The sequence below is a fragment of the Streptomyces sp. NPDC023541 genome (genome assembly GCF_055559995.1).
The window spans coordinates 629,352-648,387 of sequence record NZ_JBVHJO010000003.1 but is presented as its reverse complement, the minus strand read 5'-3'; the positions used below and the strand labels follow the sequence as shown (position 1 = coordinate 648,387).

The following is a 19,036-nucleotide window of genomic DNA, read 5'->3' as shown; positions in this document are numbered from 1 at the left end:
AAGGAACGGACGCTTCCTTCGTACTCACCCTCGCGGGCTTTCCTCCGGGCTTTCGTTCTGCTGTCTTGCGTTTCCGACTCTATCAGACTCTTTCGGGCCTGACTCCCAGTCAGCGGGCTTTGTCTTCGGGGCTGTTGGGCCCTTCCGACTCCCCAAACTCTAGTGGATTTCCCCGGCGATCCATAATCGGCCTTCGGAAATGAATTCGGGCACGCCGAAATCGTTCCCAGTGGGAGATCGTGCTGAGTTGGGTGCCGCAACGAGGCGGCCGATTCGTTGTCGCCGAAACCTTCCGGCTGCGGGGCAACTCGAAGAACCTTACGGACCCGTGGAGTCTGTGTCAACCCCGGTGGTCAGCTGGGTGACTGAAGGTCTTCCACCCGGTCGAGCAGGCGCGTGAGCATGTCGCCAAGCACCCCGCGCTCCGCCGTCGAGAGGTCCTGGAGGAGGTCCTCCTCGAAGATCGTGGCCGCGCGCATCGCGTCCAGCCACTTGCTGCGGCCCTCGTCGGTGAGCTCCACGATCACGCGGACCCGGTTGGACTCGTCCCGCTCGCGGGTGACCAGGCCCTCCGCCGTCATGCGGTCTATCCGGTGGGTCATCGCCGCCGGCGTGAGGCCCAGCTGTTTCGCGAGCTCGCTCGGGCCCATCCGGTAGGGAGCGCCGGAGAGGACCAGGGCCTTCAGGACCTCCCACTCCGCGTTGCTGATGCCCAGGGCCGCGGTCTGGCGTCCGTACGCGACGTTCATGCGCCGGTTCAGGCGGCTCAGGGCCGAGACGACCTTCTCGACCTGGGGGTCGAGGTCCTGGAACTCGCGCTGGTAGACGGCGATCTGCTCATCGAGGCTCGGCTCGGGGACGGACGCGGTGCCGTCGGGGGTGTCACCCATGCGTCGAAGTATCGCACGAACGCGTTGGCGTCTAACTCCTTCGGTGTGTACTGTTAAGGATCGAAGTTTAGGTATGAAGTCTTCAGTCTTCAGTTATCAAGGCGGGTGAGAAGTGACCAAGGTGATGGGCGCTGCGATGCGGCGGATCCAGGCCGGGAACGCGCTGACGGCGTTCGGCATCGGCTTCACGGTTCCGTTCCTCTACATCTATGTGGCGCAGGTGCGGGGTATGGGCTCCATGGCCGCCACGAGCGCGTTCGTGGCGTTCGCCCTGGGCGCCCTCGTCGCGCTGCCCTTCACCGGCCGGGTCATCGACCGACGTGGTCCGGTGCCCGTGGTCATGGGTGCGGCCGTCGCCGCCTCGGCCGGCGCGCTCGCGCTCGGGCTCTCCACCGGGATCGTGCCCATCCTGCTGTCCGCGCTGGCGCTCGGTGCCGGTCAGGCCGTGATGCAGCCGGCCCTGGCCACGATGATCGTGTGGTGTTCCACGCCGTCCACCCGGACCCGTGCCTTCGCCCTCCAGTTCTTCATGCAAAACCTGGGTCTGGGCATCGGCGGTCTCCTCGGCGGTCAGATCGTCGACGAGACCCGGCCCGGGAGCTTCACCCTGTTGTTCGGCATCGAGGCCGTGATGTTCCTGGTGCTGGCGGGTGTCGTCGCCACCGTGCGGCTGCCCCACGTGCCGAGCATCAAGGACGCCGTGCCGAAGGACCCGTCGCAGGCGGGTGGCAGTGGCTGGAAGCGGCTGATGCGGCACAAGGCCATGGTGCAGCTGTGCGTGCTGGGCTTCGTGGTGTTCTTCGCCTGCTACGGACAGTTCGAGTCGGGTCTGGCCGCCTTCGGTACGGAGGCCGCGGGGATCTCTCCCTCCACGCTCGGTTTCGCCCTCGCCGCCAACACCGGTGCGATCGTCCTCGCGCAGTTCGTCGTGCTGAAACTGGTCGAGAAGCGCCGCCGGTCGCGTGTGATCGCTCTCGTCGGGCTGATCTGGACCGGGGCGTGGCTGATCGCCGGGTTCTCGGGGCTGGGACACGGCAGCGCGATGATGGCCGCCGCCGCGTTCATCACCACGTACGCGCTGTTCGGCATCGGCGAGGCCATGCTGTCGCCGACCCTGGCGCCGCTGGTCGCCGATCTGGCGCCCGAGGGCTCGGTGGGCCAGTACAACTCGGCCTTCGCGCTGGTCAAGCAGATGGCGCTGGCGTTGGGGCCGCTCGGGGTGCCGCTCGGTGCGGGCGTTCCGATGCTGTACATCGCGGTCTTCGTGCTGGTGTCGCTCGGGATCGCGGGCCTGGCGCTGCGGCTCGGCAGGCGCCTCACGCCGATGCAGGACAACCCGGTGCTGGCGAGCAGGGTCGTGGCGCAGGGCGGCCCGGCCGTCGCGGTGAAGGAGCCCGTGCCCGCGTAGCCGCGTACGTACGGAGAGCTGAGTGCGTAAGGCCCCGGTCCTCGTGGACCGGGGCCTTGGCGTGTCCGGCTACTTGTCCGGCAACGCGAATTCGCACCAGACGGCCTTGCCGCCGCCCGGGGTGCGGCGGGAGCCCCAGGAGGAGGCGATGGTGGCGACGATCGAGATGCCGCGGCCGGTCTCGTCGGCCGGTTCGGCACGGCGGCGGCGCGGCAGGTGGTCGTCGCCGTCGGTGACCTCGATGATCAGCCGGCGGTCGGTGCGGCGCAGCCGGAGGCGCATGGGCGGGGTGCCGTGCTGGAGGGAGTTCGCGACGAGTTCGCTCGCCGCGAGGACCCCGAGGTCGCACAGCTCGACGGGGAAGCGCCAGGAGGCGAGGACGCCCTGGGCGAAGGCCCGGGCGCGCGGGGCCGCCTCGATGCCGCCGAGGAGTTCCAGGGCGGCGTTGTGGAAGAGCTCGGCGTCCGCGCCGGCGCGGGCGGGCTGCTGGAGCACCATCACGGCGACGTCGTCGTCGTGGTCGGCGTCCACCCCGAGGGCGCGCATGAGGCGGTCGCAGATGACGCTCGGCGTGCCCTGGGCGCCGGCGAGGGCGCGTTCGAGGGCGTCGACGCCCTCGTCGATGTCCTCGCCGCGGCGCTCGACGAGGCCGTCGGTGTAGAGGACGGCGGTGGAGCCGGGGCCGAGCGCGATGGTGCCGGAGCTGTGCAGCCAGCCGCCGGTGCCGAGCGGCGGGCCGGTGGGGTCGGCGGCTCTGCGTACGGTGCCGTGCTCGTCGCGGACCAGGATCGGGAGGTGGCCGGCGGAGGCGTAGGCGAGCAGGCCCTCGTTGGGGTCGTGGACGGCGTACACGCAGGTGGCGATCTGGCTGGCGTCGATCTCGGCGGCGAGTCCGTCGAGGAGCTGGAGCACCTCGTGCGGGGGCAGGTCGAGGCGGGCGTAGGCGCGGACGGCGGTGCGCAGCTGGCCCATGACGGCGGCGGCGCGGACTCCGCGGCCCATGACGTCGCCGATGACGAGGGCGGTGCGGCCGGCGCCGAGGGTGATGACGTCGTACCAGTCGCCGCCGACGGCGGCCTCGGTGCCGCCGGGCTGGTAGGTGGCGGCGATGCGCAGGTCGTCGGGCTGTTCCAGCTCCTGCGGGAGGAGGGAGCGCTGGAGGGTGACGGCGGCCTCGCGCTGGCGGCGTTCGCTGGCGCGGAGCCGCTCGGCTGCTTCGGCGTGGTCGGTGACGTCGGCGAGGTGGATCAGGATGCCGGTGTGGTGGGCGTCCGCTTCGGCCGCGGGTGCGGCCGTGGGCGTGGTCCCGGTCCTGGTCCTGGTCCCGGGCTTGGGGAACTCGACGGGCGTGCAGGTGACGGTGTAGGAGCTGCCACCGCCCGGTGCGGTGCGGTTCTTCGCGGTGCGGGGCTTGCCGCTGCGCTGGACCTGGTCGAGGAGGGGGAGGAGGCCGAGGTCGCCGAGTTCGGGGAGGGACTCGTGGGCGGGGGCGCCGGGGGTGCGGGCGCCGAAGCCGGCGGTGTAGGCGTCGTTGACGTAGGCGACGCGGTGCTCGGGGCCGTGGACGAGGGCGACGAGGGCGGGGAGCCGGCCGAGGACCTCGCGCACGGAGAGTTCGTCGAGGGAGGGCACGGCAGTGAGGACGCCGGTCCGCTGGGCGGGGGTGGTGCCGGTGCCCGGTCCGGTGCCGCTGCCGCTGCCCACTCCGGATCCGGATCCGGATCCGGTGCCCGAGACCGTGGGGTCGGCGGGGTGGCCGTCGGCGGCGGGCGTGGACCGCTCCGCTCCGGGGTCGGCGCGGCCGCCGCGGGCCGCGGGGACCGCGCCCTCGCCCCGCTTGGCCTGGGAGGCGGCATGTTCGGTCCGGGCGGCGGCGCGGCGCTGCGTTCCGGGAAACCGGGCGCTCCAGCGCGTGAAGTTCACTGCGTTCAAGCCTCGTGGTGTCGCGAGTGGTCGCTGTGTCGCTCGTGGGCGGTCGCTGACTGGACGATGTCACTCTGTGCAGGTGTGAGCCCACCTATGGTCACACGTCCAGTGTGGCCGACCGCACTGACAACGTCAGCCCTGGCCGTTCTGCGGGGGGTTGGGGGCGAGGGGCGGGGGAGTTGCCTTCGGTCCGCCGCCTGCAGCCAGTTCGAATTCTGCCCTGGGGTGTTCGAGTGAGCCAAGGGAGACGATCTCACGCTTGAAGAGGCCGGAGAGGGTCCATTCGGCAAGTACGCGCATTTTCCGGTTGAAGCTCGGGATGCGGCTGAGGTGGTATGCGCGGTGCATGAACCAGGCTGGGTAGCGCTTCAGCTTGCGTCCGTAGACGTGGGCGACGCCCTTGTGCAGGCCGAGGGAGGCGACCGAGCCCGCGTACTTGTGGGCGTACTCGGTCAGGACCTCGCCGCGCAGGGCGGCGAGGAGGTTGTCGGCGAGGACTTTGGCCTGGCGGACGGCGTGCTGGGCGTTGGGGGCGCACTCGCGGCGGGGGCCTTCGGTGCCGGGCGGGGCGGTGATGTCGGGGACGGCGGCGGCGTCGCCGGCGGCCCAGGCGTGTTCGACGCCCTCGACGGTGAGGAAGGAGGTGCAGACGAGGCGGCCGCGCTCGTTCTTGGGGAGGTCGGTCGCGGCGATGACCGGGTGGGGTTTGACGCCGGCCGTCCAGACGATGGTGCGGGTCGGGAAGCGGGCGCCGTCGCTGAGGACGGCGACGCGGTCCACGCAGGATTCGAGCCGGGTCTCCAGGCGGACGTCGATGTTGCGGCTGCGCAGTTCGCGGACCGTGTAGACACCCATCTCCAGGCCGACCTCGGGGAGGATGCGGTCGCTGGCCTCGACGAGGACCCACTTCATGTCCTCGGGCTTGATGTTGTGGTAGTACCGCGCCGCGTAGCGGGCCATGTCCTCCAGCTCGCCGAGGGCCTCGACGCCCGCGAAGCCGCCGCCGACGAAGACGAAGGTGAGGGCTGCGTCGCGGAGGGCGGGATCGCGGGTGGAGGAGGCGATGTCCATCTGCTCGATGACGTGGTTGCGCAGGCCGATGGCCTCTTCGACGGTCTTGAAGCCGATGCCGTAGTCGGCGAGGCCGGGCACGGGGAGGGTGCGGGAGACGGAGCCGGGCGCGAGGACGAGTTCGTCGTACTCCACCTCGATGGGGCCGGTGCCCTCGTCGGCGGTGGCGAGCGTGTTGACGGTCGCGGTCCGCTTGGCGTGGTCGATGTGCGTGGCCTGGCCGATGACGATGCGGCACTTGCCGAGGACGCGGCGCAGGGGGACCACGACGTGGCGCGGGGAGATCGCGCCCGCGGCCGCCTCCGGGAGGAAGGGCTGGTACGTCATGTACGGCTCGGGCGTGACCACCGTGACCTCGGCCTCTCCCGCTCTCAGCTTTCGCTGGAGCCGGAGCGCCGTATACATGCCGACGTAGCCGCCGCCGACGATCAGGATGCGCGTGCGGGGCGGGGTACCGGGGGCCGTGCCCCGGGAGTTAGCAGCCTTCACCATCCCATGACGCAACGTGGCCGGGAGTTTGTCCACAGGCCCGACACATTGTGTGACCGGTGGGGGCTCTGGGGCGGGGCGGGAGAGGGCATCCGGCGGGGGTGGAAGTTCGCAGGTCAGAGCGGGCGGAGAGGGAGGTTCCGAGGGCATGGAAGGGAAAAGTGGGGGTGAATGCTCCGATCGGGCGGTGGTCCGTCCGGGGCTGCCTCTTCTGAATTGACTCTGGCTCAACTATGTTCGTATCTCGTCGAGGACCGGGCCTGAGACCGTGGCCCCCCTCGGCGTGAAGGCGGGGAGTGTCTCCGGGGGGAGACAAATGATTACCGGGGGATACATATGAACATTTCCGATTTCCATGGTTCTGCGACCGCGCTCTCGGTCGAGAGCACCGGTCGTGCCATGACCAGCCCGACCACGCACGGTATGGGGCGTTCCACTCCGCTGCGCGTCGACGCCCAGCGCAACCTGGAGCACGTGCTGCGCGCGGCCCGCGAGGTCTTCGGCGAGCTGGGCTACGGGGCTCCGATGGAGGACGTGGCGCGCCGCGCCCGGGTCGGTGTCGGCACGGTGTACCGGCGGTTCCCCAGCAAGGACGTCCTGGTGCGGCGCATAGCCGAGGAGGAGACGGCCCGGCTGACCGAGCAGGCCAGGACCGCTCTGGGCCAGGAGGAGGAGCCGTGGCAGGCGCTTTCGCGCTTCCTGCGCACCTCCGTGGCCTCGGGCGCCGGGCGGCTGCTGCCGCCGCAGGTGCTGCGCGTCGGCTCGACCGCTGAGGAGGCGGCCGAGGAGGCGGAGGAAGCGCGGGTTCCGTACCAGCGCCAGGCCGCCGAGGCGGCCGGGGCTCCCGGCCTGCGGGTCGTGGGGGCGACGCGGAACGCGGCGGAGGACGAGCCGTCGGACGACGCGGGCGCGGGCGCGCTGCTGGAGGTCGTCGGCCGGCTGGTGCACCGGGCGCGGGAGGCCGGCGAGCTGCGTGCCGACGTCACGGTGGCCGATGTGCTGCTGGTGATAGCGACGGCGGCGCCCGCGCTGCCCGACCCCGCACAGCAGGCGGCGGCTTCGACCCGGCTGCTCGACATCCTGCTCGAGGGGCTGCGTTCCCGGACGGTGTGATCCCGTCGGTCCGGTGCCGACCCGTCGGCGGGTCGGTACCGGACCGGTTCGGGCCGGTTCGGCAGGTCGGCACGGGGCTGTGGGCGGGCCGGTGTTGCCGACGGGGCGGTGCCGGCAGTCCGTCCGCATGGCTGGTGGGCTGGTCGGTGGTGCGTCGGAACTTGCCCGGACGGGTGGATGGTGCGCAGAGGGGCCCGGCGCGTGTCCGCCATGTGACACGCTTGATCGGTGTACCGGTTGAGCGTGTCGTGCGGGAGCTTCCGCGATGAGCATTGACGGGCGTGAAGAGTCACCCGGTGGTGCCGGGAGCGAGACCGGGGTGGGCAGCCCGCCCGCCCGACAGGTGCCGGCGCAGCGCGAAGCGGGCGGGCGGCACGCACGTTCGTCGGGGCCCTCCGTCCCGGGCGGCGGTGCCGGGGGCGATCTGCCGCCTTCCGACGGCGACTTGATCGCGCGGATGCGGGGCGGCGACGACGGCGCGTACGAGGAGCTGTTCCGTCGTCACGCCGAGTCGGTACGGCGCTACGCGCGGTCCTGCTGCCGGGACGGGCACACGGCCGACGACCTGACCGCCGAGGTGTTCGCGCGGACCCTGCAGGCGGTACGGGGTGGTGCCGGGCCGGACCAGTCGGTGCGGGCCTACCTGCTGACCACCGTGCGCAGGGTCGCCGCTGCCTGGACCAAGACGGCCAGGCGGGAGCATCTCGTCGAGGACTTCGCCGTCTTCGCGGAGCAGGCGGCCGCGCGCACGGAGAGCGGCACCGGGATGTCGGGGCTGTCGGGGGACGACACCCTTGAACTGGGCGCGGACGTGCGGGCGATGCGGGTGGCCGAGCAGTCGCTGGCCATGCAGGCCTTCCGTAGCCTGCCCGAGCGGTGGCAGGCCGTGCTGTGGCACACCACGGTCGAGGAGGCCTCGCCGAGTGCGATCGCGCCGCTGTTCGGGCTGAGCGCCAACGCGACCGCGGTGCTGGCCAGTCGAGCCCGCGAGGGGCTCAAGCAGGCTTATCTGCAAGCCCATGTGAGTTCGGCGCTGAGTGAGGGCGGCGACTGCGCACGGTACGCGGACCGGCTGGGCGCCTATGCTCGCGGCGGGCTGCGAATGCGGGCGGAGCGGGGGCTGCGGGGGCACCTGGAGGAGTGCGCGAAGTGCCGGCTGGCCGCCGGGGAGCTCAAGGACGTCAACGCGGGCATTCCCGCGCTGCTTCCGGTGGCGGTCATCGGGTGGTTCGCCGCCGGGTACGCGGCCAAGGCCGCCGGGGTGGTGGCCGGTGGAGCCGTCGCCGCAGGCGGGGCCGGTGCCGCGGCGGCGGCCGCGGGCGGGTCGACCGCCGGGGGCGGGTCTGCGGCCGGCGCGGCCGGAGCCGCGGGAGGTGCCGCCGGGAGCGGTGCCACCGGGGTCGGGGCCGCAGGGAGCGCCGCCGGGGCCGGAGGGGCCGGCGGGTCCGGGTCCGCGGTCGGGGGTGCGCTGGCATCCGAGGGACTGGGGCTGCCGGCCAAGGCCGCCATCGCCGCCGGCATCGCGGTGGCCGCGGCCGCCGGGGTGGTGTTCGCGCTGGCCGGGGACGACGCCGAGCCCCAGGCACGGGCGAAGCCCGCGCCGAGCGCGGCGGCTCCGGCCGCGCCGAAGGCAGCTGCCTCGCCGTCGCCTTCGGCGGAGCCGAGCCCGGCCGAGGAGGAGCCGCCGCCCGCGCGTGCCACCGTACCGCCGTCGCAGAAGCCGACGCCGTCGGCCGCGGCCTCTCCGTCCCCGGCCGCGCCGGCGCCCTCCGCTTCCCCGTCGCCCTCCCCCGGCCGGGAGGAGCCCGCGCCCGCGCCGTCCCCGAGCGCGCCCTCGCCGACGACGACGCCGCCCGTTCCCAAGCCGCCGCAGTCGTTCCGGCTGGCCGTGCTCCCGCATGCGGTGCAGGGCGACCACGGCGGGCCGGAGTTGCAGACCTGGCGCAGCAGCTGGGTGTGGCAGCGCTGGGGACTGCGGGTGGGCGACCGGAGGTTCGCGCAGGGGATCACCGTGAACTCGCGTTCGTCGGTGGAGATCGCCCTCAACCGGCAGTGCACCACCTTCTCGGCATGGGCCGGGGTGGACGGCCTGTCGCTGTTCACCGACGGGTCGGTGCGGTTCTCCGTGTACGCCGACGGGCAGCGGCTGTGGCGGTCCGGCGCCCTCGGGTACGAGGATCCGCCCGTGGCCGTGCAGGTCTCCCTCGCCGGGCGCGAGTCGCTGCGGCTGGTGGTGGAGCAGGCCGGACCGGGCAGCCTGCCGACGCTGGCGAGCTGGGCCGACGCGGTGATCAGCTGCTAGCTGCCGTTGACCAGCCGGCCGTGATCAGTCGGCGGCGGTCAGCCGGCGGTGAGCGCCGCGGCGAGGCCGGCGGGTGTGAGTACGACGCCCGCGGCCTCCTCCCGCGCCCAGCGGTCGGGGCCCAGCAGGGCGCGGGTGCGTTCGGGGAGACCGTCCACGACGGCCTTCTCGGGTACCGAGCGGGGCCGGCCCGCGCGCCAGGCGGTGGCCGCCGCGAAGGCCCGTACGGCCTCCGCGGAGCGGCCGGCGTCCGCTAGGAACCGGGCCGCCGCCTCGGCCATGCCGGCCAGGACGCGCTCGGCGCACCGGGCGGCGACGGCGGTGCTCAGGGCGGGCCCGATCAGGCCCAGTGCGGCTTCCGGACCCCGTTCGCGTGCGGTGAGGACGGCGTCGACGGTGTCCAGCCCGGCGGTGAGCTGGGCCGGCACGGTGATGCGTTCGGTCTGGACGCGCGCCAGCTCGCACTCGGTCCGGGCCCGAACGGCGTCGCCCCGCTGGAGGGCGAGCATGGCCGCGAGGAGCCGGGCGTAGGCGCTGACGTCGTACACGCCGCCGTGCTGGTCGGACTCCTCGTCGGCCTCGGCCAGGAGCCGCTCGGCGTCGTCGAGGTCGCCCGCGCTGTAGGCGGCCTCGGCGATCCGGGCGATGGCGAAGGGCGCCTCGACGTGGGCCCCGACTTCGCGGGCGAGGCGCAGGCATTCCTGGAACGCGGTGCGGGCCTCGGCGTACCGGCCGCGCGAGAGGGCGATCTCCCCGGCGGCGCTCGCCACCTGGGCGCGGGTCCAGCGGTCGCCGACGCGCTGGGCGATGGTGTGGAGCTCGGCGAGGTCGGCGTCGACGGTGGGCAGGCCGCCGGTGACGTCAATGGCGACGTGGGTGCGCAGCATGAGGACGATGCCCAGTTCCCAGTCGCCCGCGTGGCGGCGGCAGTTCTCGACGGACCGGTCGAGGTCGGTGTGGAATTCGAGGACGTCGCCGGTGAGGAAGGAGGTGGCGGGCCAGAGGATGCCGGGGAAGACCGCGGTCTCGGGGGATCCGTGGCGGAAGGCCGTCTTGATGCGGACGGCGAGGTCCCGGTACTCGGGGGTGCGGAACCTCTCGGCGGAATTGCTCTCGGCGAGCAGGAACATGTCGAAGACCTGCAGACGCATGCGGCGCCAGTATGCGGGCGAGCCCTCGGGCGGCTGGACGGGGGTGAGGGCGAGGATCCGGGCGGTCCATTCGGCGCCCTCGCCGCGGTAGTTGCGCAGCCACCAGAACCAGCCGAGGGCGAAGGCCAGGCGCTGCGCGGATTCGACGTCGACCTCATCGACGGTCGTGGTGTGGAGGGCCGCGCGGAGGTTGTCGAGCTCGGTCTCGACGAGCCGGATCCAGGGGAGCTGGGCGGCAGACCGGATCAGGGGTTCGGCCCGCTCGGCGAAGGCGAGGAAGTGGGCGACGTGGCGGCGGGCGGTGGCCCGGGCGTCGGCCGGGTGGGCGGCGGCGCGTTCGGCGGCGTACTCGTGGATGGTTTCGAGCATGCGGTAGCGCATGCCGTGGGCCTCGTACGGCTCTGCCAGGACGAGCGACTTGTCGACGAGGGAGCCGAGGGTGTCGGCGACGTCGAAGGCGGCGTCGAAGGCGGCGTCCCCGTCGCCGTCCCCGTCGGCGCAGACGGCTTCGGCGGCGGCGAGGTCGCAGCCGCCCGCGAAGACGGACAGCCGGCGCAGAACGGTCCGCTCGGCCTCGTCGAGGAGGTCCCAGGACCAGTCGACGACGGCCCGCAGGGTCTGCTGGCGCGGCAGGACCGTACGGGCGCCGCTCGTCAGCAGCCGGAAACGGTCGTCGAGCCGGTCCGCGATCTGCCGCGGGGTCAGCAGCCGCAGCCGGGCCGCGGCCAGCTCGATGGCGAGCGGCAGCCCGTCGAGACGGGCGCAGATCTCGGCCACGGCGGCCGGGTCCTCGTCCACGGTGAACCCGGCGCGGGCCGCCGCCCCGCGGTCGGCGAAGAGCCGGTGGGCGGGGTCGGGCGGCAGGGGCTCGACGGGGCGGACGGTCTCCCCCGGGATGTTGAGGGGTTCGCGGCTGGTGGCCAGGACCCGTACGCCGGGGCAGTGGGTGAGGAGGCGTTCGGCGAGCTCGGCGGCGGCCTCGACGACGTGCTCGCAGTTGTCGAGCACGAGCAGCAGGCTGCGGTGGGCGCAGTGCTCGACGAGGCGTGCGGTCGGGTCGGCGGCGGCCGTCGGCGCCGGGGTCTCGCGGGAGACGAGGGAGTTCTCACGCAGACCGAGAGCGCTGAGGACGGCCCCGGGGACGGCGGCGGGGTGGTCGAGGCGGGCGAGTTCGACCAGCCAGCCGGGCTCGGAGTGGGCGGCTGCGGCGTGTTCGGCGAGACGGGTCTTTCCCGAACCGCCGGGGCCGGTGAGGGTGATGAGGCGCAGCCGGGTCAGGTCGCCGTGCAGGGAGGCCAGTTCGGGTTCGCGGCCGACGAAGGAGTTCAGGCGGGGGCGGAGGTTGCCCCGGGAGGCCTCCGGCGGGTGGGCGGTGTCCGCGGTGGGCCCGCCCGGCGGGGTCTGCGGCGGCCGCGGCCGGAGCAGTTCCGCGTGCAGGGCGGTGAGTTCGGGCCCTGGGTCGGTACCAAGGCCGTCGGCGAGGGCGCGGCGGGTGCGCTCGTACGCGGCGAGGGCGTCGGCGGGCCGGCCTGCGGCGCGCAGGGCGCGCAGCTGCTGGGCACGGAGCGGTTCGTCGTACGGGCTTTCGTGGACCAGTGCCTCGATCTCCGGCAGGAGTTCGGCCGGGGCGGCGGCGCCGCTGCGCAGGTCCGCCTCGATGCGCCGGCGCAGGACGGCGGCGCGGCGGGCCTCGGGGGCGGCGGCGTGTGCGGTACGGGCGGGCTCGGCCAGGTCGGCGAGGGCGGGTCCGCGCCAGAGGGAGAGGGCGGTGCGCAGGGTGCGGGCGGCGGTCTCCGGGTCGGCGGCCAGTTCCCGGTCGCCCTGTGCGGCGAGGCGGGTGAAGCGGTGGAGGTCGACGTCGTCGCGGGTGGCGGCGAGGCGGTAACCGCCCGCGGGGGCGGCGTGGACGGTGTCGCGGCCGCCGAGGGCGCGCCGCAGGCGGGCGATGAGGGCCTGAAGGGCGGCGGGGGCGTCCCGGGGCGGGTCGTCGCCCCAGACGCCGTCGGCGAGTTCGGCGACGGAGGCCGGGTGGCCGGCGCGCAGGGCGAGGGCGGCAAGGAGCGCGCGCAGCCGGGCGCCGCCGATCGGGAGGGGGGCGCCGGTCTCGTCGCGCGCCTCGGTGACGCCGAGGATGAGATACCGCACCGGGCAATTCTGCCCGGTCGCCCGCTCGCCCGGAGGGCGGACCCGGCGGGGCGTGTACGCGGCCGGCGGGGGCTCGCCCGGCGGAGTAGTTCCTCGACGCGGACCTCTGCGACCGGTGGCAGTGCGACGAGCCGCGGTGCCGGGCCCCGCCGGGCCGGCAGCGCTCCGCAGAGACGAGTTCGGCGAGCCCGTCCACCAGGACCGGCCGGCCCTCGGCAGCGTCGAGCAGCACCTGCCGCAGAACCCGGGCCTCGACGAGCCCGGCGTCCGCGAGCACCGGAACGGCGAAGAGCCCCGAGCCGCAGTGCGGAACCGGCCGACCCTCAGCCCTACCGCACACCCCGGGCCTCGACGAGCCCGGCGTCCGCGAGCACCGGAGCGGCGAAGAGCCCCGAGCCGCAGTGCCGGGAGCCGCCGGGCCGGCAGCCTGCGCGGCCGCGGCCTCCGAGGTGCCTTGCCGATGGGGCCGGATCAAGGACCAGGGTCTGGCGTTATGAGGGGGCTCCCCGGGCCCGCAGGGCCGACGAGGGGAAGGAGCGCGGCGAGGGGCGGTGCCGGAGCAGCGCGGGTGGGCACCGATGCGCCCCGCACCCCTCAGGGAGACGGCCATCGGCCTGTTCGACCTCTGCTACCGGCTGGGCGGCGGCTTCGGGCCCGGCGATCGCGACCGCCCTGGTCCTCGGCGCCGCCCGAACCGTCAGGACAGCGCCGGGCGGTGCACCGGGACCCCCTCGGGCACCGCCCGGCGCCGCGCCGCGGACGTCCCCGTCCAGCAGGTGCCGCGCCGGGCCAGCAGCCGGTGCAGCCACAGCTCCATCGAGACGAGTTCGGCGAGCCCGTCCAGCGGGACCGGCCGGCCCTCGGCCGCGTCGAGCAGCGCCTGCCGCACGACCCGGGCCTCGATGAGCCCGGCGTCCGCGAGCAGTGGGGCGGCGAAGAGCTCCAGCAGGTCGCTCAGGGCGGCGCGCAGCCCCAGGCCGGTCGCCGTCTCGTTCGGCGTGTGGGCGGTGGCGCCCCAGCCCGGCGGGAGCTCGCGCACACCGGCCGAGTACAGGACGCTGCGCAGGATTGCGGCCCGGGCGCCGGGCTGCACGCGCAGGGATTCGGGCAGGGCGCGGGCGGCCCGTACGACCTGGTTGTCGAGGAAAGGGGCGTGCAGGCGCTGGCTGCGGACCTCCACGGCCTGTTCGAAGATTCGGTGGTCGGCGGCGTGACGGGCCAGCACGGAACGGGCCCTCGCCTCCCCCGGGCGCAGCGACAGCGGGGGGCGCCCGGCCGCGGCCGCGAGCCGGATCGATACTTCCGCCAGCGCCTCACCCGTGAGCCAGCCCGCCGCCGGACCCGGCCGCGACCAGGTCAGGGCGGCGAGGGAAGCGTCCACCGGACCGGAGGCGCGCTCGGTGACGCCGCCCTCGCGAAGTCTGGCCGCGGCCGCCTCCATGCCCGCGCGGTACGTCGTACGGGCAAGTTTGCGGGCCGCCGAATACACCGTGATCGGCACCAGCAGGGACTCCCCGCCGGCTCCCGAGGCGGAGGCGGACCGGGCCAGCGCCGCCACCGGGCGCAGCAGGTGGCGCCGGCGGCGGTCCATCAACAGGTCGGCCATGCGGGCCGGGTGGGCGTCGAGGACCTGCCGGGCGCCGTGGCCCGTGAAGTGGTCGGCCGCTCCGGCGGCGAGTCTGCGCCGCTCGCGGGCGGCGGAGACGAGCGAGGGGCCGGGTTCGTCGGTGAGCGGGCCGTCCAGGTCGGTGTACGGGAGGGCCTCGGCCGCGGCGGCGACCACGACATGGTGCAGGCGCGGGTCGGCCGCGATGGCCCTGGCCCGTTCCAGTTCGTCCTCGCGCCCCTGCGGGGTGGCCAGGTCGTTGAAGGTGACCGCCAGCAGCCGCGCACCGGCCGGGCTGGTCAGGCTGCCCGGCGCCCCCGGCAGACCGGCCGCCAGCAGGGCGAGTGTCGCGGAGGCGCTGCCGCCGGACAGGTCGGCGCCCACCCCGGGGGCCGGCGCGCCGCGGGCCGCACGCCGGTCGGCCGGGCCCATGCCGGGCACCGGGCCGGGATCGTACGGTGACAGCGTCTCGGGAGCATGCCGCGGAGCCGTGAGCCGGGCGCGCACCGCGTCCACCAATGCTTCCCGCACGCCCTCCACCGCGCGGTCGGCGTCGGCCTCGGGCGCGGCCACCGCGAGCGAGGCCACCTGCTCGTAGCCGGTGATCTCCCGGGAGCCCTCGCGCAGGATGAGGGCGTGCCCGGGCGGGATGCGGCGGACCCCCGCGTACGGGGTGCCGTCGCCCAGCGCCTCCGGGCTGTCCGGGCAGGCCAGCAGGGCGGCGAGATGGCCGATGTCGAGCTGCGCCTCGATGAGGTCGGCGAGCGGGAGGGCGGCGGTGGCGTACGCCGTGCCGCTCGCCCACGGGGTGTAGAACACGGGGCGGGCGCCCGCGAGGTCGCCGACGACGGTGATGCGGCGGCCGGCCTGGACCACGGCGGTGTAGCTGCCGGACCACTGGGTGAGGTGGCGCAGCGCGCCGCCGCGGGCCGCGTAGAGGGCCCTGCGCAGTTCGGCGTCGGTGGCGCCGCAGCAGCCGAGCACGGCGAGCCGGGTGAAGGGGTCGGCGGGGTCGGCGGTGACGGTGCGGATCTCGTCGGGGCGCCAGTCGCCGACGGCCCAGAGCGGGTCGGGATCCCCCCAGAGCAGCTGTGCGCCGACGGGGTGGACGGTGCGTTCCGCGTCCGCGCCGGGGTCGGCCGCATGGGCGGCGTCCGCGATGCCGCCGTGCACGGGCGCGCCGTCACCGCCGTACCCGCCCCCGTGGCCGGGTCCTCCGAGGCCGGAGACGCGGCCGGCCGTGCCGAAGCTCGCGGCGATACTGCTCCACCCCACCAACCAGCGCATCGCCGCCTCCCCAGCCCGTGGGCACATGACCGGGGCACGGGCAGCACGGACAGCGCTGAGGGCGTGGCCGTCTGGACCCCGGTGGCTCGGGTCCATGCTGCCACGGGACAGGCGTACGAGAGGGGTTATAGGGGGCGCACACGCAAACGAACACGCCCCGGCCACGCAGTATTTGGCGTTCCGTTCCCACCGCCCCATAGGTCGCTTTCAGCCATTCTTCGGCCGCCTGGAGAGCCGTCGCGCGGTGCCGGCGCCCGGCGCGCGGGCGCGGTCCGGGAGGCGCAATCCGCCTCCCGGACCGTTCCGCCACCCGCGGGGATTGAGGCAGCGGCATCTCCCGGCCCGCCCGATCCACGCAGTGGGCCGACCCACGCACCGCACATCGAATCGCCGGGTCCGCGGACCGGCCAGAGCGCACGGGCGGGCGCACGGCCACACGGGCGGAGCACGCCACGGGACGTGCGCCCCGGCACCGGCTCCGGGGCGGACTGTGCAAACGGACAACAATCCCGCCATACGGAAGTAAGGGCCTTAACGCTTGGGAGGCGGGGAACTACGCTGGGTTTACGAAATGCCGGGCGCCTATGCCCCGGCGGCGTCTGCGTTCCGCGTGTGACGAGGGGTGGCGCATGTCCAGGGAGCTCCGCGAGCCCAATGAGAAGCTCGGCGCCGTCCTCGCCCTCGCGGGCATCAGCAACGCCGGGCTGGCCCGGCGGGTGAACGACCTCGGCGCGCAGCGCGGCCTGACGCTCCGGTACGACAAGACGTCGGTGGCCCGGTGGGTGTCGAAGGGGATGGTGCCGCAGGGCGCCGCCCCGCACCTGATCGCCGCGGCCATCGGCGCGAAGCTGGGCCGGCCGGTGCCGCTGCACGAGATCGGCCTGGCGGACGCGGACCCCGCGCCCGAGGTGGGGCTGGCCTTCCCGCGGGACGTGGGGGCCGCCGTGCGCTCGGCCACCGACCTCTACCGGCTCGACCTCGCCGGGCGGCGCGGCGGTGGCGGGATCTGGCAGTCGCTCGCGGGCTCGTTCTCCGTGGCGGCGTACGCGACGCCCGCCTCGCGGTGGCTGATATCTCCCGCCGACAGCTCGGTGGCGCGGGAACCGGCGGGCACGGCACGCCACCGGCCCACGTCCACGGCCTCCTCGGCCCACGATGCTCCGGCTCAGGACGCACCGGCGCGCGACCTCCCGTCACAGCAGCCGTCGCCGACGCCCGGAACACCGGCGCCCCCGACAATGTCGGACGGGACACCGGCAGGCCGTACGACCGGGCCGGCGACGGGCCCGATGACGGCGCCGACGGGCCCGGCAGGCCCGCCGTCCACCGTTGTGCCCGCCCAGCACGGAGCCGAAACGCCGCGCGACCACGTCCAGCGCGTGGGCCACAACGACGTGACGAAACTGCGCGAGGCCGCGGAGGACGCCCGCCGCTGGGACTCCAAGTACGGCGGCGGCGACTGGCGTTCGTCGATGGTCCCCGAGTGCCTGCGGGTCGACGCGGCGCCGCTGCTGCTCGGCTCGTACACCGACGAGGTGGGCCGCGCCCTGTTCGGCGCGACGGCCGAACTGACCCGGCTGGCCGGGTGGATGGCCTTCGACACCGGCCAGCAGGAGGCGGCCCAGCGCTACTACATCCAGGCGCTGCGCCTCGCCCGCGCGGCCGCGGACGTACCGCTCGGCGGCTACGTGCTGGCCTCGATGTCCCTGCAGGCGACCTACCGGGACTTCCCGGACGAGGGCGTAGACCTCGCCCAGGCGGCCGTCGAGCGCAACCGCGGCCTCGCCACGGCGCGCACGATGAGCTTCTTCCGGCTCGTCGAGGCCCGGGCGCACGCGAAGGCGGGCGATTCGGCGGCCGCCGGCGCGGCGCTGCGGGCCGCGGAGGGCTGGCTGGAGCGGTCCCGCGAGGGCGACCCGGATCCGACCTGGCTCGGTTTCTACTCGTACGACCGTTTTGCGGCCGATGCGGCGGAATGCTATCGCGACCTCAAACTCCCGCGGCAGGTGCGGCGCTTCACCGAGCAGGCGCTGTCCCGGCCCACGGAGGAGTACGTACGTTCCCACGGGCTGCGGCTGGTCGTCAGCGCTGTCGCGGAGCTGGAGTCGGGCAATCTGGACGCGGCGTGCGCGGCGGGCACCCGGGCGGTGGAGGTGGCGGGCCGGATCTCCTCGGCCCGCACGACCGAATACGTACGGGACCTGCTGCACCGCCTGGAACCCTACGGGGACGAACCGCGCGTCGCGGAGCTGCGCGAGCGGGCCCGGCCCCTCCTCGTGGCTCCGGCGTAGACCCGCGTGGCCTCGTTGTCGGTGCGGGGGTGCAGTATGCAGGGGTGGGAGGTGTCGGCGTGGGCGGTGGCGTGGACTGCGATGTGCTGGTGATCGGCGGCGGGATCGTCGGCCTGTCGACGGCGCACGCCTTGTCGCGCCTGGCTCCGGGTACGAGGGTGGTCGTCCTGGAGAAGGAGTCGGGCCCGGCCCGGCACCAGACGGGCCGCAACAGCGGTGTGATCCACAGCGGGATCTACTACCGCCCGGGCTCGCTGAAGGCGCGCTTCGCGGTGAGCGGCGCCGCCGAGATGGTGAAGTTCTGCGCGGAGCACGGGATCCCGCACGAGGTGACGGGCAAGCTGATCGTCGCCACCGAGCGCGAGGAGCTGCCCCGGCTGCACGCCCTGGTCCAGCGCGGCCGGGAGAACGGCATCCCGGTGCGCGAGCTGGGCCCGGCCCAGATCTCGGAGTACGAACCGCAGGTGCAGGGCCTGGCCGCGATCCACGTCGGCAGCACCGGGATCGTGGACTACGGCCGGGTGAGCGCCCAGCTCGCGGAGTCCTCGGGCGCGGAGATCGTCTACGGCGCCGAGGTCGGCCTGATCTCGCGCCGTGCCTCGGCGGTGGCCGTGCGCACCACGTCCGGCCTGGTGTTCCGGGCGCGGACGCTGGTGAACTGCGCGGGCCTGCACTGCGACCGGATCGCCCGCCTGGCCGGCGACGACCCGGGCATGCGGATCATCCCCTTCCGCGGCGAGTACTACGACCTGGCCCGTCCGGAACTGGTCCGCGGGCTGGTCTACCCCGTGCCCGACCCGGCGTTCCCCTTCCTCGGGGTGCACCTCACCCGGGGCATCGGCGGCGGCGTCCACGTCGGCCCCAACGCCGTGCCCGCGCTCGCCCGTGAGGGGTACGACTGGTCGACCGTGCGCCCGCGGGACCTCGTGGAGGAGCTCGTATGGCCCGGCGCCTGGCGCATGGCCTCCCGGCACTGGCGGTACGGGACGGGCGAGATCCACCGTTCCCTGTCGAAGCAGGCCTTCACCCGGGCGGTGCGCCGCCTGCTGCCGGCCGTCGACGCCGCGGACCTCCGTCCGGCCGCGGCCGGCGTCCGCGCGCAGGCCGTCCTGCGGGACGGCACCCTGGTGGACGACTTCCTGATCCGCGACGCCCCGCGCACGATCCACGTCCTCAACGCACCCTCCCCGGCCGCGACGGCCTCCCTCCCGATCGGCCGCGAGATCGCCACCCGCGTCCTGCGCACCCTCACCACGGCCTGACCGGCTCCCACCCCGGCCGGCGAGGCTGAAGCAGCCGGAGGCGCCGGGAGCGGGATGGGGGGGCCGGGGACGTGCAACACGATGTGTGGCGCGCC

At 74.4% G+C, this 19,036-nt stretch carries 10 protein-coding genes; 5 read left to right on the top strand and 5 right to left on the bottom strand.

Annotated elements, in window-relative coordinates:
• Window positions 1–353: 353 nt before the first annotated feature.
• On the bottom strand, window positions 354–890 hold the full coding sequence (locus ACZ3X1_RS10565; RefSeq protein WP_356814647.1) for a MarR family winged helix-turn-helix transcriptional regulator: 537 nt from the start codon (window positions 888–890) through the stop codon (window positions 354–356).
• Between the two features lie 124 nt (window positions 891–1,014).
• Here ACZ3X1_RS10565 and ACZ3X1_RS10560 point away from each other — a divergent pair, with 124 nt between their 5' ends.
• Complete coding sequence (locus tag ACZ3X1_RS10560; protein WP_467278606.1) at window positions 1,015–2,298, top strand: MFS transporter; 1,284 nt, start codon at window positions 1,015–1,017, stop codon at window positions 2,296–2,298.
• A 69-nt stretch (window positions 2,299–2,367) separates the two neighbouring features.
• Here the strand turns inward: ACZ3X1_RS10560 and ACZ3X1_RS10555 are convergent, their stop codons facing one another.
• Together ACZ3X1_RS10555 and ACZ3X1_RS10550 are read right to left on the bottom strand one after the other, a co-directional pair.
• Complete coding sequence (locus ACZ3X1_RS10555) at window positions 2,368–4,221, bottom strand: ATP-binding SpoIIE family protein phosphatase (protein WP_362628826.1); 1,854 nt, start codon at window positions 4,219–4,221, stop codon at window positions 2,368–2,370.
• A gap of 135 nt (window positions 4,222–4,356) precedes the next feature.
• Window positions 4,357–5,787 (bottom strand): NAD(P)/FAD-dependent oxidoreductase, encoded by a 1,431-nt coding sequence (locus ACZ3X1_RS10550; protein ID WP_362628376.1) that lies wholly within the window; start codon window positions 5,785–5,787, stop codon window positions 4,357–4,359.
• A gap of 333 nt (window positions 5,788–6,120) precedes the next feature.
• Between ACZ3X1_RS10550 and ACZ3X1_RS10545 the strand changes: the two genes are divergently transcribed.
• On the top strand, window positions 6,121–6,897 hold the full coding sequence (locus ACZ3X1_RS10545) for a TetR/AcrR family transcriptional regulator (RefSeq protein ID WP_356814645.1): 777 nt from the start codon (window positions 6,121–6,123) through the stop codon (window positions 6,895–6,897).
• A 265-nt stretch (window positions 6,898–7,162) separates the two neighbouring features.
• A complete protein-coding gene (locus tag ACZ3X1_RS10540) occupies window positions 7,163–9,199 on the top strand; it encodes a sigma-70 family RNA polymerase sigma factor (protein ID WP_467278534.1) in 2,037 nt (678 codons plus the stop codon).
• A 38-nt stretch (window positions 9,200–9,237) separates the two neighbouring features.
• Here ACZ3X1_RS10540 and ACZ3X1_RS10535 read toward each other — a convergent pair whose 3' ends face one another.
• Both ACZ3X1_RS10535 and ACZ3X1_RS10530 read right to left on the bottom strand, forming a co-directional pair.
• Window positions 9,238–12,495, bottom strand: a complete 3,258-nt coding sequence (locus ACZ3X1_RS10535) for an AfsR/SARP family transcriptional regulator (RefSeq protein ID WP_467278530.1) — start codon at window positions 12,493–12,495, stop codon at window positions 9,238–9,240.
• Between the two features lie 697 nt (window positions 12,496–13,192).
• Window positions 13,193–15,388 (bottom strand): asparagine synthase-related protein, encoded by a 2,196-nt coding sequence (locus ACZ3X1_RS10530; protein WP_467278527.1) that lies wholly within the window; start codon window positions 15,386–15,388, stop codon window positions 13,193–13,195.
• Window positions 15,389–16,017: 629 nt separating this feature from the next.
• On the opposite strand from ACZ3X1_RS10530, the gene ACZ3X1_RS10525 reads away from it, so the two are divergent.
• Together ACZ3X1_RS10525 and lhgO are read left to right on the top strand one after the other, a co-directional pair.
• Window positions 16,018–17,679, top strand: coding sequence for a sporulation protein (locus tag ACZ3X1_RS10525; RefSeq protein WP_467278523.1), 1,662 nt, complete (start codon window positions 16,018–16,020; stop codon window positions 17,677–17,679).
• A gap of 29 nt (window positions 17,680–17,708) precedes the next feature.
• Window positions 17,709–18,941: an L-2-hydroxyglutarate oxidase gene (gene lhgO, locus ACZ3X1_RS10520; protein WP_467278520.1), complete on the top strand. Its 1,233-nt coding sequence runs from the start codon at window positions 17,709–17,711 to the stop codon at window positions 18,939–18,941.
• Window positions 18,942–19,036: the final 95 nt, after the last annotated feature.